The sequence below is a fragment of the Agrobacterium salinitolerans genome, assembly GCF_002008225.1.
Lineage (GTDB): Bacteria > Pseudomonadota > Alphaproteobacteria > Rhizobiales > Rhizobiaceae > Agrobacterium > Agrobacterium salinitolerans.
The window spans coordinates 17190-40032 of the sequence record NZ_MRDH01000027.1; the positions used below are offsets into that span (position 1 = coordinate 17190).

Below are 22843 nucleotides of genomic sequence, written 5' to 3' on the forward strand. Positions count from 1 at the left end.
TCGCCTCTTTCCCCTGGAGAACGCAGATGTCCATGACCCTCACAAAACTGCCGACGTGGCATGAAGGCGAGACCTTTATCCAGGAAAAGCTCGGCGTAAAGGAACGCATGGCCGCAGTCGGTCAGCGTGTCGTTCGCGATTTCATGCCGGACCAGCATCGCGACTTTTATGCGCAACTGCCGTTCATCGTCCTTGGCAGCGTCGACCAAGCCGGTGATGCCTGGGCGACTTTTGTCGAAGGTCAGCCGGGGTTCATGTCGTCGCCTTCGCCTGTTGTGCTGGACATCGCCGCGACCCGAGATCCAAGTGATCCCGCAAGTGAAGGGTTGGCGGACGGCCTCCCGATTGGTCTTCTCGGTATCGAGATGCACACCCGTCGTCGCAACCGCATGAACGGTTTTGTCTCAACGATAGAGGGCGGTTTCCGCGTCGATGTTGACCAGAGTTTTGGAAACTGCCCGCGTTACATCCAGCTGCGCGACTTCGCGTTCGAGCGCCAACCGGGAGCACCGTTCCAGGGTGAGGCGGAGGAACTGCCCGTGCTGGATGATCAGGCACGCGCGATCATCCAGCAAGCCGATGCTTTTTTTGTTGCCTCCTACGTCGATCGCGAAGACCGGCGCCAGGTGGATGTCTCCCACCGTGGCGGCAATGCCGGATTTGTTCGCGTTGGCGACGACGGCGTCCTGACGATCCCCGACTTTGATGGAAATCTTTTCTTCGCGACGCTTGGCAACATCCTGCTGAACGGAAAGGCAGGACTTCTGTTCGTGGATTTCGCAACGGGCGATGTGCTGCAGATGACGGGGAAGGCCGAAGTCATATTCGACTCACCCGAAATCGACGCGTTTCAAGGCGCTGAGCGGTTTTGGACATTCAAGCCGACACGTATCGTTCGTCGCCGCAATGCATTGGCTTTAAGATGGGCATTCCAGAAAGACGGCTGGTCGCCAAGCTCCCTGATGACAGGCAGCTGGAGCCAAGCCGCCGACCGTCTCCGCGCGACAGAGCTTGCCACAAGCTGGCGGCCAATGACCGTCACCGCGATCGTTGATGAGAGCGCAACGATCAAGTCTTTCCATCTGCAGCCCGGCGATGGCGCAGGGCTGCTCCCCCATAGGGCGGGTCAACATCTACCTATACGGATAAAGCTGCCCGGCGAAGAAAAGTCGATCATCCGCACCTATACGCTTTCGGTTGCGCCGTCCGATGGTATCTACCGCATCAGCGTCAAGCGAGACGGCCGGATTTCGCAGTTCTTGCATGATAATGCTGCCGTTGGCGATGTCATCGAGGTGCGCGCGCCGGCCGGCGACTTCAGCATCGACGCCGGGTCGACCCGTCCGGCGGTTCTTCTCGCAGGCGGCGTCGGCATCACGCCGCTGCTCGCGATGCTCCGTCATGTCGTCTATGAGGGGCTCCGCAAGCAACGCGTCCGCCCGGTGACGCTATTCCATGCGTCTCGTTCCAAGGCCGATAGGCCTTTCGACAAGGAGATCGCCAACCTTATCGGCGTGACGAAGGGCGCCGTGCGCTTGGTCAGGGTTCTCAGCGACCCCACGGATGCTGAAGAGGGCAGGGATTACGACGCCGCGGCGCGGATCGATATGGCGATGCTGACGCGGTTTCTCCCCTTCAACGACTATGATTTCTATCTCTGCGGACCTGCCCAGTTCACGCAAGGGCTTTATGACGGGTTGCGGGCTTTCAACATCGCTGACGATCGTATCCAGGCGGAAGCCTTCGGCCCGTCGTCGCTCATCCGCACGGGGCTCGCTACACCAGCCGTGATATCTCCCGCCGCGCAGCCGTCGGATAAACCGGTGCCGGTCATATTCACGAAATCCCTGAAAGAAGCACGGTGGACACCTGGTTCCGGCACTCTCCTGGAGTTCGCCGAGGCGCGAGGCCTCGAGCCCGAATTCAGTTGCCGCGAAGGCAATTGCGGGACATGCCGGACGAAGCTCGTCAAGGGTGCCGTCGCTTATGTCAAGCAGCCCACCGCGAAGATCGGCGTCGACGAAGTGCTGCTCTGCTGCGCCGTTCCAGCCGAACAGGAAGGCGGCCTGCAGCTTGCTGTGTAAGCGGCGATTGCTGCGTCCAGCGCAACAGTCCCTTGTTTCCTTTCGATCTTCAGCAAGTTGCGCCACCGGATCATATTCAATCTCAAGAGAGCAACGTCTCTCTCAACCGAAAAAGGAGAATACAATGTCACGCATTCCTACCCCGGCCACCATCGAAGACGCTCCGGAAGCCTCTCGTCCGATCCTTGAGACCATCCAGAAGCAGATCGGATCCGTTCCGAACATTTTTCGGCTGGTTTCCAACAGCCCTGCCGCATTGACGGGCTTGACCTCGCTCCAGGGCGCACTCGGCAAAGGCAAGCTGCCGCCGGCCACCCGCGAACGCATTGCGCTCGCCATGGCTGAAGCCAACGGCTGTGACTACTGCCTCTCGGCGCACACCTTCACCGGCACGAAGTTCGCCAAGCTCGACGCGAGCGAAATCTCCGCCAACCGCAACGGCACGTCGAACGACCCCAAGGCGGCGGCTGCCGTCGAATTTACCCGGGCATTGACGGTGGCTCGTGGTTCCGTCGCGCCAGCGGAAATCGCCAAGGTTCGCGACGCAGGCTACAGCGACGCGGAAATCGTTGAGATCATCGCCCATGTCGCCCTCAATACCTTCACGAATTATGTGAATGAGGCCCTCGACACAGAAATCGATTTCCCCCGCATCCACCGAGCAGCTGCGTGATGCCTGGCCGGAAGGCGGTGCAAGACGCTCCGCCTCGCCCACGATTGACCATCAACCCCAGAGGAACTTTTCCATGTCTCGTCCCCCGCTTCCCCCATTCACCAGAGAGAGTGCCATCGAAAAGGTCCGGTTAGCCGAAGATGGCTGGAATAGTCGCGATGCTGCCAAGGTCGCGCTCGCCTACACGCTCGACACACGCTGGCGCAACCGCGCCGAGTTCGCAAAGAACCGCGCCGAGGCCGAGGCATTCCTGACGCGCAAGTGGAACAAGGAACTCGAATATCGCCTCATCAAGGAACTATGGGCTTTCACCGGCAATCGTATCGCCGTGCGATATGCCTACGAATATCGCGACGACAGCGGCCAGTGGTACCGCGCCTATGGCAACGAGAACTGGGAATTCGCCGAGGATGGTCTGATGCGGGAACGTCACGCCAGCATCAACGAACACCCGATTTCCGAAGCCGACCGGAAGTTTCGTTGGCCCCTCGGCCGCAGACCAGACGACCATCCTGGCCTGACCGATTTCGGCTTTTAAGCCTTAACCCGAGGAGATGAAGAATGGTCGGCTCGTCAATTGATCCACGGGCAAGACTTTCAATAGAACTGGCCCTCACAGGAACGAATGCGAGCAAGCCTCTACTTGCCAAACAAGAAGAAGCCGGTCGTGCCCTCGGGATGACCGGCGCCGAGATGGATGTGGCAAGGCGGGGTTCAAGCTTCGACTTCAATACATCAATCGCCCTATCACTTGCTTTGAATGCCTGTCGCGAAACGCGCCAGCGCGCAATACGCGCTGGCATTTCCGAGGAAACCTGTGAGGAAATCGAACGCATCGCGCTTTCTCTTCGTGTGCAGGCCGCCTGAACCTCAGTTGCCTCTTGAGGCTTCGGTTCCGAGCACTTAAGGTGCTGGAAACAAACGCGATTGGGGACGAGGATGGATCGGTGGCAGGCAATGAGGATCTTTGTAAAGGTTGCCGAAACCGAGAGCTTCGCAGACACCGCTCGCCAGATGTTCATGAGCGCCCCGGCCGTCACGAGAGCGATTGCCTCGCTCGAAGACCTGATTGGAGCTCGCCTCCTGGTGCGGACCACCCGCTCTGTGAAGATGACCGAAGCGGGGGCTCGCTATTTTGAAGACTGTCGCCGGATTTTGGCCGATATCGCTGAAGCGGAGGCGGCCGCCGGCGGCTCCTATGCTACGCCGACGGGAACTTTATCGATAACCGCGTCAGCTCTGTTCGGCCAAATGTACGTCCTCCCGATTGTTACAAGCTACCTCGACACATATCCGACGATGAAGGCCAAGACGCTGTTCATCGATCGACCGGTCAACATTGTTGAGGAAGGGATCGATGTCGCTGTGCGTATCGGTCATCTCCCGGATTCAAATCTCTCTGCCGTCAAGGTCGGAACGGTCCGTCGCGTCATGTGCGGTTCGCCAAAGTATTTCGAGCGCCACGGCGTTCCGAAATCGCCAGACGATCTCAAAGACCACCGCATCGCTGCATCGACAGCGGCATGGGCTTCACCTGAATGGAAGTTTGCCGGCGATCTGCGCGTATCCGTGGATGCGGCCCTGCAATGCAATACCAACGAAGCGGCGATACAGTCCGCGCGTGAGGGATGGGGCCTGACCAGGGTTCTCAATTACCAGATCGGCCCAGCCCTCGTCGCAGGAGAACTCCAGATCATTCTCAGCGAGTTCGAGGAACCAGCTTTGCCAATTCATATACTCCATCCTGAAGGACGCCATGCTCCAGCAAAGGTCCGTGCCTTCGTCGATATGGCTGCATCCAGACTACGCGAGAACCGGCTTTTGAATTGATGTTTGGCTTTCCAGGGTGAAATAGTCGGCGATCAGGTTGCTTGTGGCATGCTCATTATGTCGCATTCATATCATCTGATGAAATAATCCCTTGTCGAGTACGAGCATTCTCCCTCCAGGAAGAAAGAGCGATGGTGGTTGCAGGCAACAAGCCTCCCGCAATCACTCCTGAGGAGAACCACAATGTCTCATACTCTCGCCGTACTGCTTCTCGCATCCGCCAGCATCTTTGTTTCCGCTCCAGGCGCGACGGCCCTCGCCGCAACACCTGCCATCACGCAGCAGGCGCCTGCAACGGTCCATTATCGCTCCATGAAGATCGATGGGGTCAACGTCTTCTATCGTGAAGCCGGCCCCGCCGACGGCCCCGTCGTCGTGCTGCTTCACGGCTTTCCGACATCGTCCCACATGTTTCGCAACTTGATCCCGTTGCTCGCAGATCGCTACCGCGTCATCGCCCCTGACTATCCGGGCTTCGGCCAGAGCGATGCGCCGGACCACACAAAATTCGAATATTCCTTCGGCCACTATGCCGATATCGTCGATACGCTGCTGACCAAGCTCGGTGCTGCCAAATATTCGATGTATGTCATGGATTACGGCGCACCTGTCGGCTACCGGCTGGCGCTCAAGCACCCGGACCGCGTCACCGGCCTGATCGTCCAGAACGGCAATGCCTATGATGAAGGCATTCGTGATTTCTGGAACCCGATCCGCGCCTACTGGAAGTCGGGCGCGAAGAAGGACCGCGAAGCGCTCTCAGTGCTCGTCGCACCTGAAACAACCAAGTTCCAGTATACCGATGGCGTCAAGGACCTGTCCCGCATCAGCCCCGACAACTGGGTCCATGATCAGGCTCTACTCGACCGGCCGGGCAACAAGGATATCCAACTCGACCTCTTCTACGACTACCGCACGAACCTGCCGCTATATCCGCAGTTCCAGGCTTTCTTCCGCGGTCGCAAGCCGCCGACGCTGATCGTCTGGGGTAAGAACGACCAGATCTTCCCGGAACAAGGCGCACATCCCTATCTGCGTGACCTTCCTGAAGCTGAGTTCCATCTGATCGACACGGGACATTTTGCGCTTGAAGACAAGCTGGATGAAATGGCGCCGCTCATTCGAAGCTTCCTTGATCGCAAGATCTCGAAGTGAAACGCCGCTGGCTTCCTGCAACTGCCGAAATGGTTGCGGGAAGCCTCACCCGTTTGTGGGCTTCGATGTCGCAGGCGTTCAGTTTGTTTTAAACGCCTGCCGTGTCAGGTCAGGAAACCGTTGCAGACCAGATGCCATCATTAGATGCTTTTGGCGCATAGCGTTACTTAAAATCAGAGGGTTGGCTGGATTAGGTCGAAGTCCAGCGGTTTGATTCCTATCAAGATGAAGAACTTCGCGAGCATGCCATCTGCACAGGCTTCCTTTCCACAAAGTAATATACTCTCTTAAGATTGCTAGCGGTTACCATCCGTCATGGATGACCTGTCAGGTTACAGACACCGAACGAGCTATATCAAAAAACGCCCGCACAAGCTTGCCTCCGCTGCGTTCGCGCAGGCATATGAGAGCCTCATCCATGAGGATCTGCGGGCCGTCGATCCGGATGGGAAGAAGGCGATTATCGTGTCCGAATTCGGCGTAGGATACAAACCCGACACCACCACCCGATGCAACGATTTCTCGTACTGCTTCCCGGCCTCTTGCTTCAATTCTCGGCATAAATGTCACGCCGCATTCACTGGCCATGGCCTCTAATTTCTGGCGCGTCTTCGATCCCTGTTCACGCATGACCAAGGGGTATTTTGACAATTCTTCGAAGGTGGCCACTCCGGACAAAGCCAACGGATTATCCTTGCTGGCGAAAGCGATAATGGGCGTTGAGTTGAGTTTCAGGACTTCAAATTCGTTGCCTTGGGGGATTTCACCAAGCACGCCGATATCCGCGTCGTAGGAATGCAGGCTGGTCGTCACGGTTTCGGTATTGCCTGCATCGACGATAATCTGGACGTTAGGGTAGGTCTTACGGAAAACCGCTAGAATGTGAAGCAGATGATGCGCCGCGTCGGCGACGATGCGGAGTTTTCCGGAGCGCAACGCACGCGATTCCGATAACATGTCGAGCGCCTGCTGCTCCGTGTCGAACATGCGGCGTGTGACTTCCAGGAGCTGCTGGCCCGCGTGGGTGAGTACGACCTGCTTCTTGGTCCTGTTGAACAGCAGGACGTCGTATTCCTCTTCAAGTTTGCGTACCTGATCGGAAATGGCTGGCTGGGTCAGGAAGAGCGCTTCGGCCGCGCGGGAGAAGCCACCGTGGATCGCCACATTGTGAAAAGCACGCAACTGCACATACCGCATCTTCTTACCCCAAGTATAGCATCAGCCAATGAATGCATCAAAACGAACGATTTGATTTATGTAAAGGGTCAAGTGATGCTGGCCTGATTTTTCTGGAGCATTGCGGAGCGCTGGCATGAACATTTACTCGGTCTTGCTCGAACTTACGGCTGCGGTCGTCTTGTTGCTGTTTGCAATCAGCCTGCTTCGAACCGGTATCGAACGATCCTTCGGTGAAATCATTCGAAGGACGATGTCAGGCCCGACGGGCCGGATACGGGCCGCGATCAGCGGGTGCGCGCTTGCTGTGTTGTTCCAGAGTTCGACTGCCGTTGCGATGCTGACCGCAGGGTTTTCCGCGAGCGGCCTTATTGGTCTGGAGACCGGGCTGGCTGTCTTGTTAGGCGCCGATCTCGGATCCGCATTGGTGGTCAAGGTGCTAACTTTCGATCTGCACCTGTTGGCACCCGCACTCCTGATCGTGGGCGGTCTCATGCATCTTAAGGCGGGATCAGCTGTGATCAGGAATGGCGGAACCGCAGTTTTGGGAGCTGCTTTGCTTTTGATCTCCCTGAAGATGGTGGGAGGTGCGACCGCGCCTATCGCTCAAAACTCGGTTCTGCCAATCCTGGTGAGCTATATCGGACGCGATCCTGTTACGGCGATGCTGCTCGCTGCTGTTTTCACATGGGCACTGCATTCCAGCGTTGCAGCTATTTTGCTGATTTTGACCTTTGCTTCGAAGGGGGTCATCTCCGTCGATGTTGGCGTGCCACTTATCCTTGGCACGAATCTTGGCGGTGCCATGATCGCTGTCTGGTTGACAAGGGGGCAGCCGCTCGATGCACGCCGTCCGCCACTGGGTAATCTCCTTTTCCGCGCATGTGCAGCCCTCGTGACACTTGCATCCCTGTATGCTGGCCTTCCCATGGTCTGGCTACCTGGCGCATCCGACGCCGCACAACTCGTCAATCTGCACGTCATTTTCAATGCCGGGCTTGTCGGCTGCGGATTGTTCTTGTGTAATCCAATGGGGAGGTTTCTTAAGCTCATCGTAAAACCTCCTTCGGATGAGGTAAAAAGCTTTTACCATCGCGACAGTGCCTTGGACCAGGCGCTGATTTCGACTCCAACCCTTGCGTTGGCGGCCGCTGCTCGCGAAGTGTTGCATATGGGAGAACTTGTTTCTCGCATGCTCGAGCCGGTGATGAAAATCATGCAGGCGCCGACAATGCCCGAAATCTGTGAACTTCAGGACCTTGATCACGAGGTGAACCGAGCGCATCGCGAGATCAAACATTATATCGCCGCCGTGAACCGGGGAGTTCTTGACGAGGAACAAGCCAGGTTTGGAATGGAACTGGCGGAAGCAGCAATCCATCTCGAATATGCCGGCGATGTGATCGTGAAAAGCCTGCTGCAATTGGCTGAGAAGCGACTTGAGAATGGTAAGAATTTTTCTTCAGAGGGCTGGGGGGAACTAACCGAACTCCATTCGACGGTAGCCTCAAATGTCAAACTTGCATCCAGCCTTCTGATGTCTCCGGATCCGTCGATCGCCCGCCAGCTTGTGCGACAGAAGGAGCATGTGCGCCGGATGGTACAGGCTAGCAGTACCCGGCACATCCTACGCCTGCAGCAAGGTGTTCAAGCCAGCATCGAGTCCAGCAACATGCACTTGGAAATGGCGCGCGCTTTGAAAGAAATCAATTCGTTGGTCACGACCATGGCTTACCCGCGGCTTATCGCAAGCGGTGACCTGCTCGATAGCCGCCTGACATCCGTCGCCTGATGTATAGGCGTAAGTAATGATTTTATCTAAAAGAACGATTTTACATATATGTCGATAGGTCTCATCCTTGTCCTACAAGCTCTAACGCGAGGACTGGAAATGACAATCGAGACATTGAAGGAAAGTCGTCAGCCACTGGAGTCTCCGAGATTAGGGGAACCTTATCTGCTGACCCCGGGTCCTCTGACGACTGCCTATGAAGTGAAAGAAGCCATGCTTCGGGACTGGGGTTCATGGGACGGCGACTTTCGCGCCATGACCGCAGAGCTTCGTCGTGAACTTTTGGACATTGCAGGAGACGTCAATGGCGAGTTCGACTGCGTGCCGATGCAGGGCAGCGGTTCGTTCTCGGTCGAGGCCATGCTCGGAAGCTTTGTTCCCAAAGACGGTAAGGTTCTGGTTTTGATCAATGGTGCCTATGGCAAGCGCATTGCGCAGACGCTGGGCTATATCAACCGCAGCCATGTAATCATCGACAAGGGTGATTATATGCCGCCGCGAGGAGCAGAGGTTGCCGCGGCTCTCGATGCCGATGCGGCGATAACACATGTGATCGTCGTGCATTGCGAGACTAGTTCGGGCATTCTCAACCCCTTGAGGGAGATATCGGAAGCTGTATACGCGCGCGGTCGCAAGCTTCTTGTGGACTCTATGAGTGCGTTTGGTGCCGTACCGGCGGGGATTGCAGATTTCCGCTACGAGGCAATCGTTTCGTCCGCCAACAAATGCATCGAGGGTGTTCCCGGGTTCGGCTTCGTCATTGCACGCAAGACAGAGCTTGAGGCCGCCAAAGGCCGCAGCCACTCGCTGAGTCTTGATGTTCACGCTCAATGGGACGCGATGAACAAGACGGGGCAATGGCGCTTCACGCCGCCCACCCATGTCGTGGCAGCCTTCATCGAAGCATTGCGCCTGCACCGTAAGGAAGGTGGTGTCGCTGGACGAGGAGGCCGCTATACCCGCAACCGTGATATCATGGTGGCTGGAATGCGAGACGCGGGCTTCGAGACGCTGCTCGGCGATGACTGGCTGTCGCCAATAATTGTCACCTTTTTCAGTCCGGCTGATCCGAAATTCCGGTTCGAAACATTCTACGATCTCATGAAGACCAAAGGTTTCATCATTTATCCCGGCAAGTTGACTGTTGTCGAAAGCTTCCGTGTCGGCTGCATCGGTCGCATGGACGAACACGTCATGCGCAAGGTCGTTGAAGCCGCCCGTGCTTCGCTCGCAGAAATGGGTGTTACCAGCGCAGCCCCTCCCGAAGTCGCTCTTGCAGAACGCAGCCGCTTGGCTGCCTGACCAATCAAGGATACCGGAGTTTCCAATGAATCAGATTTCGAAAATCACCGTTGATGCAAACAGGCGTTCCTACCCATGGCCTCTGGTGCCGGCGATCGCCATCTGCCTGGACGGTTGCGAACCAGCCTATCTCGACGAGGCAATCGAGGCGGGCCTGATGCCGACCTTGAAGCGCATCAAGGCGAGTGGGACTGAAAGGATGGCGATGAGCGTCATTCCAAGCTTCACCAACCCGAACAACATGTCGATTGCGACCGGCCGGCCGCCATCGATCCATGGCATCTGCGGCAACTATCTTTACGAGCCGCAGACGGGCAAGGAAGTCATGATGAACGACCCGCGCTTCCTGCGCGCGCCGACGATCTTCAAGGCGTTCTACGATGCTGGAGCCAAGGTTGCCATCGTGACGGCAAAGGACAAGCTGCGCGCTTTGCTCGGAAAGGGCTTGAGCTTCGACGATAATCGGGCGATCTGCTTTTCCTCGGAAAAATCCGACACGTCGACAAAGGCGGCAAACGGCATCGACAACGCTTCGGCCTGGCTGGGGCTCCCCGTGCCCGAAGTCTACTCGGCCGATCTTTCGGAGTTTGTTTTTGCAGCTGGCGTCAAGCTTTTGAAGGAATTTCGTCCTGACGTTATGTATCTGACAACCACGGACTACGTTCAGCACAAGTATGCCCCGGGCGTTCCCGAAGCGAATTCATTTTACGAGATGTTCGATAAGTACCTGACGCAGCTTGATGCGATGGGTGCTGCCATTGTTGTTACCGCCGACCACGGCATGAAGCCCAAGCACAAAGCCGATGGCACGCCGGACGTGATCTATGTCCAGGATGTACTCGACCAGTGGCTGGGGAAAGACGCAGCGCGCGTGATCCTGCCGATCACCGATCCCTACGTCGTCCATCACGGTGCGTTGGGCTCCTTTGCGACCGCCTATCTGCCAGAGGATGCAAGCCGCGAGGACATCATCGAGCGTCTTGCGGCCATCGATGGGATCGATCTGGTGTTGGCAAGGCCGGAGGCCTGTGTGCGGTTCGAACTTCCAGACGACCGGATCGGCGACATCGTTCTGATCTCTTCGGAAAACAAGACTCTTGGAACCAGCGAGCATCGCCACGATCTTGCCGCCCTCAATGAGCCGTTGCGGTCCCACGGTGGGCTTACCGAACAGAGGGTTCCCTTCATCGTCAACCGGAAGCTTCCCGATCTGCTCAGTGCAAACTCCCTGCGAAACTTCGATGCATTCTTCTACGCGCTTGTTGCCGCCGCGCAGCCGGCTAGCTGAGGTGATTTCATGACCAAGGCTGAAACAGACTTCAAGCTTCGAAATGAACCGATGCGCATTGCTGGCAGGCCGGTCTCGACGGATGCTGTCATCGAAGTTCGCTATCCCTGGAACGATGCGGTTGTCGGCACTGTGCCGGCGGGCCATGCTGAACATGCACGGGAGGCATTTGCAATCGCCGCGGCGTACCAGCCAAAGCTAACGCGTTATGAGAGACAACGTATCTTGCTGACGGCTGCCGACGCGTTGGTGGCCAAAAAGGAAGAGATTTCCGATCTGATTACGCTGGAGCTTGGCATATCGAAGCAGGATTCCCTCTATGAGGTCGGACGTGCCTACGATGTCTTGACGCTCTCCGGGCAGATGTGCATTCGCGACGACGGCGAAATCTTTTCCTGCGACCTGACCCCGCACGGCAAAGCCCGCAAGATTTTCACGATGCGCGAGCCCCTGACTGCGATTTCAGCGATCACACCGTTCAACCATCCTCTCAATATGGTGGCGCACAAGATCGCGCCTGCCATCGCGACGAACAATTGCGTCGTCCTGAAGCCGACCGAACTGACGCCAATGACGGCACTTGTCCTGGCTGATATCCTTTACGAGGCCGGCCTGCCACCGGAGATGCTGTCCGTTGTTACCGGTTGGCCTGTCGATATCGGAATGGAAATGATCACCAATCCCGAATTCGATCTCATCACCTTTACCGGTAGCGTACCCGTCGGCAAACTGATCGCAGCCAATGCCCGTTACAAGCGGCAGGTTCTGGAACTGGGGGGCAACGACCCGCTTATTATTCTCAACGATCTTTCCGACGACGATCTCGCGCGGGCGGCCGACCTTGCCGTCGCCGGTGCGACCAAGAACTCCGGACAAAGGTGTACGGCCGTCAAACGTATCCTGTGCCAGGAAAGTGTTGCGGACCGTTTCGTTCCCCTCGTGCTTGAACGGGCAAAGAGGCTTCGGTTTGGTGATCCGATGGATCGCTCGACCGATCTTGGAACGGTCGTTCACGCCAAGGCAGCTGAGACATTTGAGAAGCGTGTTCACATGGCGGCCGAGCAAGGAGCGGAGGTTCTCTACAATCCCGGCCGTAACGGCGCACTTTTGCCACCGATTGTCCTCGATCATGTCCCGCACTCTTCCGAGCTGGTTATGGAAGAGACATTTGCACCGATCATACCGATTGTCCGGGCCCCCGATGACGACGACGCCCTGATCGCTTTATCGAACTCCACCGCGTTTGGCCTATCTTCTGGCGTCTGCACGAACGATTTCCGTCGAATTCAGAAATATATCGCAGGGCTTAAGGTTGGAACCGTCAATATCTGGGAGGTACCTGGTTATCGCATCGAGATGTCGCCCTTCGGTGGGATCAAAGATTCCGGAAATGGCTACAAGGAAGGCGTTAGCGAAGCGATGAAGAGCTTCACCAACGTCAAGACCTTCTCTCTTCCCTGGTAAACGCATATATGCCGGTCTTTTGAAAAAGGGGCGCTTTCGCGTCCCTTTTTTTGTAGTTCATCAATCCTGCTATATTTTAAGGCACATAGTATAAATCGTCTAGAAAAGTGATTTATATTTGCGCATGACGAACGTCATATGCCTGTTACATAGGCGTGCATCTCATCGATTCAATTTTGGAAATGATAAGAATAATAAATTTTACTAACTGATGCGTGCGTGCAGAATGGGTACCAGCGGACGGGCCACGGCGGAAAATGCGGTCGTCTCCTGCGATTTTTGGCACATTTCAATTTTCAATGAAGGAACCGGACATGAACAGGCGCACGCATTTTTTCATGGCTTTGGCAGCAGCCACTATGCTTTCCTCTGCTGCACTCGCCCAGACAGAATTGACTGTCTATACTTCAATTGAGGCGGTTGATCTTGATCGATACAAGCAGGCTTTCGAGAAAGCAAATCCTGACATTAAGATAAACTGGGTGCGGGACTCGACCGGCGTCATGACCGCCAAGCTACTCGCCGAGAAGGACAACCCGCAGGCGGATGTCGTCTGGGGTGTGGCTGCGACCTCGCTGCTACTCCTGAAGTCCGAAGGCATGCTTGAAGCCTATCAGCCGAAGGGTGTCGAAGCCCTCGATAAGAAGTTCGTTGATGCCGACACGCCACCTTCATGGGTGGGAATGGACGCTTACGTCGCAGCACTTTGCTACAACACCAAGGAAGGCGAGAAACTTGGTTTGAAGGCACCCGTCAGCTGGGAAGATCTGACCAAACCCGAGTACAAGGGGCACGTGGTCATGCCCAACCCAGCCTCTTCGGGTACCGGCTTCCTGGACGTGTCCGGCTGGATACAGACATTCGGCGAAGAAAAGGCCTGGAGTTACATGGACAAGCTCCATGAAAATATCTCAGCCTACACCCATTCCGGATCCAAGCCCTGCAAGATGGCGGCGTCCGGCGAAACGGTCATCGGCGTATCCTTCGAGTTTCCGGGAGCCAAGGCAAAGGCGGCCGGCGCGCCTATCGACATCATTTTCCCGAAGGAAGGCTCTGGATGGGAGGCTGAAGCGACTGCCATCATCGCGGGCACCTCGAAACTCGAAGCGGCAAAGACCTTGGTCGACTGGTCGATCACCAAGGAAGCCAACGAAATGTACAACGTTGGCTATGCCGTTGTTGCCTATCCGGGCGTTGCAAAGGCGGTCGAATTTCTTCCTGCCGACATTCCGTCCAAAATGATCAAGAACGATTTCGAATGGGCCGCAAACCATCGTGGCGAAATCCTCAAAGAATGGCAGAGACGCTTTGACGCAAAGTCGGAACCGAAGAGCTGATGCGGCGGTAGTCCACTCGGGACCCAGACGGGGTGGCCGGCGGCCACCCGTCAAACGAAAGGCTTGCCTTCTTTGATCGGAGCAACATCATGAGACATGCTTTGGCAGTCGAACCGACACATACGAGTGTACAGCGCCCTGTTCTGGAGGGTGACAGTTTGAGGCCGGAGTATCTGGAAGTTGCCGGCCTGTGGAAACAATATGACGACTTCGTCGCGCTTAGGGATATCTCGCTCCTGATCAGGCAGGGTGAGTTCGTCTGTTTTCTTGGGCCATCCGGCTGCGGCAAGACGACGTTGTTGCGGGCAATCGCAGGGCTGGATCTCCAGTCGCGCGGCTCGATTGTTCAGGCAGGCAAGGATATTTCCACCCTCCCGGCTTCGAAGCGCGATTACGGTATTGTCTTCCAGTCCTACGCGCTGTTTCCAAACCTGACGATCGAAAAAAACATATCCTTCGGATTGGAAAATGCCGGACGTCGCCCCGCAGAGATCGCCGCGCGCGTTTCCGAACTACTGTCGCTTGTGGGGCTTTCAAGCCAGGCAAAAAAATATCCGTCACAGCTTTCCGGCGGTCAGCAGCAGCGTATTGCGCTTGCCCGTGCGATTGCGGTATCGCCTGGCCTTCTGCTGCTGGATGAGCCGCTTTCAGCTCTTGATGCGAAAGTCCGCGTTCACCTGCGCCATGAGATCAAGTCGCTGCAAAGAAAGCTCGGCGTAACGACGATCATGGTAACGCATGACCAGGAGGAAGCCCTGGCAATGGCAGATCGCATCGTAGTGATGAACCACGGCGTGATCGAACAGATCGGGACCCCGACCGAAATCTACCGGCATCCGAAATCCCTCTTCGTCGCCGATTTCATCGGCGAGACAAACCAGTTTGAAGCGCGCGTCGCGACAATAGGTTCGATCGAGATCGGTCGTTCAGAGTTTTCCTGCGATGCCAGTCAAATGGCAATCGGCACGCAAATAACCGCCGTCGTCCGCCCGGTGGATATCATTCCGCATGGCGCGGATGCCCACGCCGCGAATGCTGCTGACCGCCCAGTGACACCCCAGAACCTGATTGATGCACAGGTTCTTGATATGGAGTTTCTTGGCATGTTCTGGCGCACGCGCCTGACCGCTCCACGGCTCGGGGAGACTATTCTGGTTGCGGACTTTTCCGTTAATGCGGTGCGTCGCCTCAGGATCGAGGTCGGCGGTGCTATACAGGTCGAAATCCCCCGTGACCGCCTCCTCCTTTATCCGAAAGGAACCTGATAATGTCACTTGTGATGGACGGGATGCCTGCGGGCAGGACACTCAAGCAGGACATTTCACGAGACGAGTTTGTCAAGCGGGGGCTCATGGTCGTGATTGGCCTCTATCTGCTCGTTGCCTTGGCCGCACCCTTGTATGTCATGCTTTCCAAGTCGTTTTCGACGTACCGTTTCGACCTCGGCAGTTTTGAATTCCAGGTCAGTGATGAAAGTGGTTTCAACTGGACCGATCCGACAAGTGCCGCAAAACTGAATGCAGCGACCGGTGCCTTTTCGGGCGCAGACCTCGACACCACCTCCGACGGTCGTCTGGCCGCAACGAAACTTTTTGCCGAATTCAACTTCCGCAGTCCTGTGAAGTATCGAATCCGCGGCACATCAGACGACGCTGCCTATCTCGTTGGATCGACGTTGCAGAGGGACACCAGTTGGCAGGAATACGATTCCAATACATTTCGTCGCGTTGTTCTTCGTCCGGCTCGTGACTTCGGCCTTTCAAATTTCTTGACTTACTTCTCCACGCCGGCTCTTGCACAATCTATCCGTAATTCTGTTTTGATGGCTACGATCAGCACCGTTGCCACGGTCAGCATCGCGTTCGCGCTCGCCTATGCACTCGCACGGAGCTGTATGCCCTGGAAGGGAGCGGTGAGGGGTATCCTGACCATTCCTATCCTCGTTCCATCCTTGTTGCCAGGCATTGCGCTTGTTTATCTGTTCGGCAACCAGGGGGTATTCAAGGACTGGTTGCTGGGTTATTCCATCTACGGGCCGATCGGGATTGTTATTGGTTCGATCTTCTTCACGCTGCCGCATGCGTTCATGATCATTTCGACCGCTCTGTCGATCGCCGATGCACGCCACTACGAAGCTGCAGCTTCGCTGAGGGCCAGCAAGTGGCGGACGTTCTGGACCGTCACGGTGCCTGGAGCGCGCTATGGCGTTGTTTCGGCCGCGTTCGTTGTCTTCACGCTGGTCATCACTGACTTCGGATTGCCGAAGGTTATCGGTGGTCAGTATGGCATGCTGGCTGTTGACATCTACAAGCAGGTTATCGGTCAGCAGAATTTCGAGATGGGCGCTGTCGTATCCGTGATCCTCCTGTTCCCCGCCGTTCTTGCATTTGCGGTCGACCGATTGATGCAAAGGCGGCAGGTTGCACTGCTTTCGGCTCGCGCCGTTCCATATGCCCCGAAGCCAAATCCGCGGTTCGATACGGCCTGCTTCGCATTCTGTAGTCTCGTGGCCTTGTTTGTCCTTGGGATCATCGCCATGTGCCAACTCGCAGCCGTGGTGAAATTCTGGCCCTACGATCTGAGCCTTACGGCCAAAAATTTTGCGTTCGATCTCATGGATGGCGGCGGATGGGATGCCTATTATAATTCAATCCATCTCGCGCTTCTGACTGCAATATTCGGTTCCATTGTTGTCTTCGCCGGGGCGTATATGGTCGAAAAGGCGCAAGGCTTTGCTCTTGGTCGGGGGATGTTCCATTTTCTGGCGATGATGCCTATGGCGGTCCCCGGAATGGTTCTCGGGCTGGCTTACATCTTCTTCTTCAACAATCCCGCCAACCCCCTTAATTCCATCTATGGAACTATGACCATTCTGGTCGTCTGCACGGTGACACACTTTTACACCGTCGCGCACCTGACGGCCCTGACTGCACTGAAGCAGATGGATCCTGAGTTCGAATCAGTCTCATCATCGTTGAAACAGCCCTTCTACAGACTGTTTTTCCGCGTTACGGTTCCCGTTTGCCTGCCTGCGATTCTCAGCATCGCGATCTACCTTTTCGTCAATGCAATGACGACGGTGTCCGCCGTGGTGTTTCTCTACGCTTCTGACACGAAGCTCGCGTCTGTCGCTGTGCTCAACATGGATGATGCAGGTGACATCGCACCCGCAGCCGCGATGGGCATGATGATTTTCTATACGAACGTTATCGCCAAGCTCATCCATGCCGGCGTTGCGCGAGGAATCCTCATCCGCACGCAGGCCTGGAGATGACCGGCGGCGTGCGGAAGGCCATCTTGGAAACAACAGAAATGAACGAGCTGATTGACGGCGAGGTTTGCGCGTCAATCCGTAAAGCGGAAAAGATCATATGAACAGCAAGCTTGACCTTGTCGTCGTCGGGGCGGGTATTGTCGGCCTTTCCATGGCGTTTGCGGCCGTAAGAAGGGGCAAGACAGTTCTGATCGTGGAGCGCAACTCAAAAGCAATCGGCGCGTCTATTCGAAATTTCGGTTTCATCACTGTCTCTGGACAAAAGGAAGGCCAGCAGTGGGAGCGTGCCCGGCGCTCGCGGGAAATCTGGGAAGACGTCGCGAAAGAGGCCGGGATCGAAGTGCTTCACACAGGGTTGGTCATGCCAGCTTACAGAGCCGAAGCCGAAGCGGTGATGGAGGCTTTTCTGGCAACGCCGATGGGTGAAGATTGCGGCCGTCTAACACCTGCTCAAGCTTTGCAGCATGTGCCGTGTATACGGCAAGATGGCATGCGAGCAGCTCTCTGGAGCCCGCATGAACTGCGCGTTGAATCGCGTGAAGCACTTCCCAAAATTGCTGCGTGGCTGGAACAGCGTCACGGCGTGGCATTTCAGTGGAACACGGCGGTCACCGCGATCGATGGCACCAAGATCGTGACAAGCCGAGGCGTGATCGAAGCGCAGGCTTGTATCGTATGTCCCGGCAATGATTTCTCGACCCTTTTTCCAGAACGTATAGCGGCTGTTAATCCAAGTATCTGCAGTTTGCAGATGCTCCGTGTGATGCCGGACCAGCCTATCCGGTTCGGCGCGGCGGTAATGTCCGACATGAGTTATGGCCGGTACGAAGGCTTTGCCGATCTGGCTCCAGCCCGGGCGCTCTGCGACCGCCTGGATAGTGAGCTTGGAGAGATGCGTTCAGAAGGAATTCATCTTATATCGGTGCAATCGGCCGATGGCTCACTCGTCGTGGGCGACAGTCACGTTTACGGCGATGCACCTGAACCGTTTGCCAAGGAACGCATCGATCACCTCGTGATGGAAGCGTTCGATCAAATATTTGACTTGCCCAGTCGAAAGGTGGTTTCGCGTTGGTGTGGCACCTATGCTTCGGCCAGTAATCCGGTCATGCTCGACGAGCCCGCCGACAATGTCCGACTCGTAATTGTGACCAGTGGCAGCGGCGCATCGACGGGTTTTGCACTGGGGGAGCAAGTCGTCGAAGAGCTTTTCGCCTGAAGACGTGACCGAAAGGGCCAATGTGATCACTCGATTGCAACAAATTTTCGAGTCATCGGTACTCTCCGTCTGTGCTTGGTAGTTCATGCCGCTGGCAAGAGTATCGTGCGGGCTGCAACTGACGGCCTTCGAGATCGCCTTCCGGCCACAGGACGCAGGCATTAAATAATACTCGCGCAGATTTCCGGAGTTCAGCCTTCCCACGCGCGCCAGCACTTTGTTTGATGGACGTGGCTTGCGTCTTGCCAGTCGCGCAGCGACACACGTATCACAGAAAGTTAGATGCGGCTCGCAACTTTACTTTTTCTTTTTTCCCTGGGGACGCGATTTCTAAGTCCGGCTGATATATCGCCGTGTCATTACTACGGGTTGATCGGAAAATGCCCGAGACCAATCGCAAGGACAAGTCCCGTCCAATCATTGATGATGTGAGCACCGGTAGACACCCAGATATTTCTTGTAGCGATGAAGGCGAGCGTCAGAAGGGTACGGGTGACGCCAATCCCTATTAAAGATTGCGCCCAGTGCCAGTCGTATGTTGGCAGATGCGCAGCGCCGAAGAGAAGCCCAGACATGATCAGAGCTATAACAATCCCTGGCGTTCGCGCCATGTGGAGGCGTCTTACGCAGAACCAAAGTATTCCAAGGAATGGTAGGATGCCTAGTAACTCCTCTCCTAACAACTGGATACAGGTGACTACAAACGTCTCTCCGATCTTGACGGTGGACATGGTCGCGAACGCGTCCGACATCGGGTTTGGACGAAGCTCGAAATACCGTTGGAGCATCCAGCCCGTTGCAAGCGATCCGATAAACGTGATCAAGCCGAAGAGCACCATGAGAGCCAAAGATTGACGGTTAATTGGTCGGAATAGGCACTTCCAACACGACCCGGCTGCTCTTCGGAGAACCATCAGCGGGATAGCGGCAAACAGAAGCGCCGGGACAATATTGTACGGGAAGCTGCGCATCGGGATGAAAATGAGCGCCAGAAAGGCGATCATCACTGACGCCATAAGAAAAAGCCATCCTATCCCTTCAATCTCAACCGGCCTTCCGTTGTATAGTGGGAGATCGCGTTCCGATGAGATCATCTCGGAGCCTCTGATGAGATGGCTATTCGACGTAGAGCGTGAGATCGTAACCCGCGGACTCGTTGCGACGGGCGGCGTTTCGCATCAGGTAGACATCAATTACATAATTTCCGCTTGAGGGGATTGAGATGCTTGTGCCATTGCCGTCGATGGCGCTGTTATACATCGCTGCGTCGGCGCCAGGCGCTGTCACATTGAAGTACAAGCTCGTATTTCGCGAGTCGAGCTGAACGTTCATCGTCTGGCCGGCAGTAACCGACATCACGTATTGAACAGTCTGATAGCCCTTGATCGAGGACGTAATGGTCGAAGTCGAGGAGCCTGCGGCAAAATGCACAACTTCGCGCCTTACGTCGTTTGCTAAAGCTGGAACTGTCGCAAAAATGGCAGCGCTGAAAATCAGGAACTTGATGGCCTTCATCGAATGGCTTCTCCTAACCGGCAGAGTGAAATGTGTCTTTCAAGGTCCGTCACTCTGATGCGCGCGTCGCTTCGTGTACTACACCTTGGTAGCAAATTCTGGAGATGCGTCGAGCGAAACGTAACTCGTCAGAGCCGAATAGGGAAGCCGGAAAGGCTAGGAATTCAGCGATTGCAACTACATACCTCACGAAGAACCGGTGACATCAAACAGTGGGGATGTGGACACGATTAAACTGCCGATTGTTCGAGGAGTTGCCATCGAGCTGGCGCATGGCTAGTGTTCTGTCGTGAAACAATGGTACGCTTTTTCATGACGACGCTAATCACAGACGCTCCGTATTGACGAGGCTTTACCACTTTTTCGATGAGAGATGTTTCGGTGGCATCGAACAGTGTCCTGGTGCCGATCAATAGAGGCCGGATTGGATTTCCTAAAACTTCTTCGCTCATTCGAAGAATTACTCTTCGAAGTCATGACGTGGTTCATTTACTATCCACGTACAATGTGGCTTACGATCACGCACCCACTGCGTATGATCGACTACTCAGACCATGAGCTGAAAGAAGGTGTCGAGCGGCAGTACACCGACGCGCTCAGTCCGCCATTACTGCTACTGATCACCCTAGCGGTTGTGCATTTCACCGAACTCGGTCTAAATCTCGAACACATTCATCCCGGGAGCGAAGTCGCAAAATCGTTTATCAGTTCCGACCAAAATTTGATAATAATGAGATCGTTCCTGTTCGGACTTTTGCCTCTGTTCGCTGCACTTTGCTACGTACGCAAGCGAGGACTATCTCTTGAGCGGAAGAACCTGCGCCCCGCATTTTTCGGACAATGTTATTTGGCTGCGGCTTATGCATTGATGGTCTCGCTATCCTATATCGTCAGTGGCCAGAGGTTTGCCGGAGCAGCCGCTATCGGGACTGCGGTGTTGGTCGTAGTAACACTCTGGTACCTTTACGTACAGGCGCTTCAGTTTAGACGTTCTCTGGCTACAACCTCTCTAACAGCTTTGATACTGGCTCTGAAGGTATACCTTCAGGCATTTTTCTTCGTCCTCATCATTGCCCTGATAGTGACTGGAGGAACAACCTGATCTGAGACGCTAAACGTCAGTCCAAATCCATAGAAGAGTTTGAAACGATGTCGAGGTTTCTCCTTCCGCCTGGCCAGTGAGCTGCAAGCCGAGAGATTGTTGGCTGGCGACGGAACAATAGTACCCTCTTGCCACGGGTTTTCTCTAACGAGTCAACGCGCCGCGCGTAACTATACTCGGCGAGCTCATGAAGTCGTCTTCCTGTAAATCCCTAGCCGATTAAGCCGCTGAGCTTCATAAGATTTCACTCGTTAGATCAGCGGGTCGCAGGTGCACTTCCCTTCAAGGCGCCAAGGTTCTTGAGTGCGCCACAGGAGCCGACTGTCATCGGACTCTATTCATTTCCGGTCATGTTCAATTATTGCCTGAAACGGTTCGGCAGAAACGGAAGCGCCTCGCCGCTGATGCGACTTTCGAGTGCGTCGAGCACGAGATCTGCTGTCTTGGGAGCGGCGGCAATGCCGACATGCCCGTGGCCGAATGCGGCGACAAGACCAGGGTGCCGCGACAGCGGGCCGATCACCGGCAGGCCATCCGGTGTGGAGGGACGATGCCCCATCCAGAGCCGAAGCCTGAGTGTCTTGTCCGTGGACAGATAGGGGTAGCTCGCCAGGGCATGCCGTTGCAGCACCTGCGCGCGCTCCCAATTCGGAGGTTTATCGACTGATGCGAGCTCGACCTGGCCCGAAAGGCGCAGACCCATGTCTGTCGGTGTGTTGGCCATCCGGCCGGTGCTCGGCATCACCGGGATCTCGAAAGGCGTTTGCCCCGATGTAACGGTCACATGGTAACCCCGTTCGCTCTGCATCGGAATGCGCACGCCGAGCGGGCGCAGCAGATGGCCGGAATGTATGCCCGCAGCCACGACGATGCGGTCGGCAGATAACGTTTCGCCGCCCTCGAGCACGGCCTGCGGTGTCGCGCCGTCGAGGATGGCGGTCGCGGCGGATTGGTGGAATTGGACGCCCCTGCGCCGCGCGGCGTCCACAATGCCGGCTACATAGCGCCCGGTGTCTCGGCAATGGGCACCGTTGACCACATGGATGGCGAACCGGTAGGCAGGGCCGAGCGCCGGCAGCCTTTCGCGGATTTCAGCCTCATTCCATTCCGCATAGGCAACGCCATTCTCGCGACGCAGCTCCCAGCTCAGTGCTTCGGCCTCGAAGGAGGCTCGGTCGGGATAGGCGTAGAGCAGCCCCTTTTGAAGAATGAGCTGCTCCTGTCCGGTCTTCCGCGCGAGCTCCAGATGCCGTTCGGGTCCATCGTGCAGCAGGAAGTTCAGTAATTTCGCCGTCCGGCGCACGCGTGCCTTGCTCGCACCTGCCCACAAAAAACGGAGGAGCCACGGCGCCAGCTGCGGCAGAGACGCCCAATCGATCGTCAGCGGCCCGTTTCGGTCGAGGAGGAAGCTGGGGACTTTCCGCCACAGGCCAGGCATGCTCATCGGGATGATCGATGCCGGGCTGATCCAGCCGCCATTGCCATAGCTTGCGCCGGCCTCGCTGCCTGGCGCATTGCCATCGCAAAGAACTACATCCCAGCCCGCTTCCGCTAATCTTAAAGCTGTGGTGGCACCGATGATGCCCGCGCCGACCACGATTACCTTGCCTGTCATTGCCGTTTTCGTCCTGC

19 protein-coding genes are annotated in these 22843 nt (G+C 56.1%); 15 read left to right on the plus strand and 4 right to left on the minus strand.

Annotation, left to right across the window (positions count from 1 at the left end; all coding sequences use genetic code 11):
* Window positions 1–26: 26 nt before the first annotated feature.
* From BS627_RS18460 to BS627_RS18485, 6 genes are all read left to right on the plus strand, one after another.
* A complete protein-coding gene (locus BS627_RS18460) occupies window positions 27–2084 on the plus strand; it encodes a 2Fe-2S iron-sulfur cluster-binding protein (protein WP_077984644.1) in 2058 nt (685 codons plus the stop codon).
* 124 nt (window positions 2085–2208) lie between these two features.
* Complete coding sequence (locus BS627_RS18465) at window positions 2209–2757, plus strand: carboxymuconolactone decarboxylase family protein (RefSeq protein ID WP_077984645.1); 549 nt, start codon at window positions 2209–2211, stop codon at window positions 2755–2757.
* A gap of 73 nt (window positions 2758–2830) precedes the next feature.
* Window positions 2831–3295 carry a nuclear transport factor 2 family protein gene (locus BS627_RS18470; protein ID WP_077984650.1) on the plus strand — a complete coding sequence of 155 codons (465 nt, stop codon included), beginning with the start codon at window positions 2831–2833 and terminating at the stop codon, window positions 3293–3295.
* A 23-nt stretch (window positions 3296–3318) separates the two neighbouring features.
* A complete protein-coding gene (locus tag BS627_RS18475; protein WP_077984652.1) occupies window positions 3319–3624 on the plus strand; it encodes a hypothetical protein in 306 nt (101 codons plus the stop codon).
* Between the two features lie 72 nt (window positions 3625–3696).
* Window positions 3697–4587, plus strand: a complete 891-nt coding sequence (locus BS627_RS18480) for a LysR family transcriptional regulator (protein WP_077984654.1) — start codon at window positions 3697–3699, stop codon at window positions 4585–4587.
* A 183-nt stretch (window positions 4588–4770) separates the two neighbouring features.
* A complete protein-coding gene (locus tag BS627_RS18485; protein ID WP_077984655.1) occupies window positions 4771–5742 on the plus strand; it encodes an alpha/beta fold hydrolase in 972 nt (323 codons plus the stop codon).
* Between the two features lie 327 nt (window positions 5743–6069).
* Here the strand turns inward: BS627_RS18485 and BS627_RS18490 are convergent, their stop codons facing one another.
* Complete coding sequence (locus tag BS627_RS18490) at window positions 6070–6939, minus strand: LysR substrate-binding domain-containing protein (protein ID WP_077984656.1); 870 nt, start codon at window positions 6937–6939, stop codon at window positions 6070–6072.
* 115 nt (window positions 6940–7054) lie between these two features.
* Here BS627_RS18490 and BS627_RS18495 point away from each other — a divergent pair, with 115 nt between their 5' ends.
* The 8 genes from BS627_RS18495 to BS627_RS18530 all read left to right on the plus strand — a co-directional run bounded on the left by BS627_RS18495 (window position 7055) and on the right by BS627_RS18530 (window position 18594).
* Window positions 7055–8710: a Na/Pi cotransporter family protein gene (locus tag BS627_RS18495; protein WP_077984657.1), complete on the plus strand. Its 1656-nt coding sequence runs from the start codon at window positions 7055–7057 to the stop codon at window positions 8708–8710.
* A gap of 99 nt (window positions 8711–8809) precedes the next feature.
* The gene (locus BS627_RS18500; RefSeq protein WP_077984658.1) at window positions 8810–10012 is read left to right on the plus strand and encodes a 2-aminoethylphosphonate--pyruvate transaminase; all 1203 of its coding nucleotides are present in this window, start codon (window positions 8810–8812) and stop codon (window positions 10010–10012) included.
* A gap of 25 nt (window positions 10013–10037) precedes the next feature.
* Window positions 10038–11300 (plus strand): phosphonoacetate hydrolase, encoded by a 1263-nt coding sequence (phnA, locus tag BS627_RS18505; RefSeq protein ID WP_077984659.1) that lies wholly within the window; start codon window positions 10038–10040, stop codon window positions 11298–11300.
* 9 nt (window positions 11301–11309) lie between these two features.
* Window positions 11310–12764: a phosphonoacetaldehyde dehydrogenase gene (phnY, locus tag BS627_RS18510; protein ID WP_077984660.1), complete on the plus strand. Its 1455-nt coding sequence runs from the start codon at window positions 11310–11312 to the stop codon at window positions 12762–12764.
* Between the two features lie 314 nt (window positions 12765–13078).
* On the plus strand, window positions 13079–14101 hold the full coding sequence (locus BS627_RS18515) for a putative 2-aminoethylphosphonate ABC transporter substrate-binding protein (protein ID WP_077984830.1): 1023 nt from the start codon (window positions 13079–13081) through the stop codon (window positions 14099–14101).
* An 89-nt stretch (window positions 14102–14190) separates the two neighbouring features.
* Window positions 14191–15366: a putative 2-aminoethylphosphonate ABC transporter ATP-binding protein gene (locus BS627_RS18520; protein WP_077984831.1), complete on the plus strand. Its 1176-nt coding sequence runs from the start codon at window positions 14191–14193 to the stop codon at window positions 15364–15366.
* A 2-nt stretch (window positions 15367–15368) separates the two neighbouring features.
* Window positions 15369–17375: a putative 2-aminoethylphosphonate ABC transporter permease subunit gene (locus tag BS627_RS18525; RefSeq protein ID WP_077984664.1), complete on the plus strand. Its 2007-nt coding sequence runs from the start codon at window positions 15369–15371 to the stop codon at window positions 17373–17375.
* Between the two features lie 97 nt (window positions 17376–17472).
* Complete coding sequence (locus tag BS627_RS18530; protein ID WP_077984665.1) at window positions 17473–18594, plus strand: TIGR03364 family FAD-dependent oxidoreductase; 1122 nt, start codon at window positions 17473–17475, stop codon at window positions 18592–18594.
* A gap of 362 nt (window positions 18595–18956) precedes the next feature.
* Here BS627_RS18530 and BS627_RS18535 read toward each other — a convergent pair whose 3' ends face one another.
* Together BS627_RS18535 and BS627_RS18540 are read right to left on the minus strand one after the other, a co-directional pair.
* On the minus strand, window positions 18957–19598 hold the full coding sequence (locus tag BS627_RS18535) for a CPBP family intramembrane glutamic endopeptidase (RefSeq protein WP_205635505.1): 642 nt from the start codon (window positions 19596–19598) through the stop codon (window positions 18957–18959).
* Window positions 19599–19710: 112 nt separating this feature from the next.
* Entirely contained in the window at window positions 19711–20109 is a 399-nt protein-coding gene (locus tag BS627_RS18540; protein ID WP_077984666.1) for a DNA breaking-rejoining protein, read from the minus strand.
* 535 nt (window positions 20110–20644) lie between these two features.
* Here BS627_RS18540 and BS627_RS18545 point away from each other — a divergent pair.
* A complete protein-coding gene (locus tag BS627_RS18545) occupies window positions 20645–21211 on the plus strand; it encodes a hypothetical protein (protein ID WP_131829430.1) in 567 nt (188 codons plus the stop codon).
* Between the two features lie 358 nt (window positions 21212–21569).
* Here the strand turns inward: BS627_RS18545 and BS627_RS18550 are convergent, their stop codons facing one another.
* Window positions 21570–22826: an NAD(P)/FAD-dependent oxidoreductase gene (locus BS627_RS18550; protein ID WP_077984669.1), complete on the minus strand. Its 1257-nt coding sequence runs from the start codon at window positions 22824–22826 to the stop codon at window positions 21570–21572.
* Between the last annotated feature and the right edge of the window lie 17 nt (window positions 22827–22843).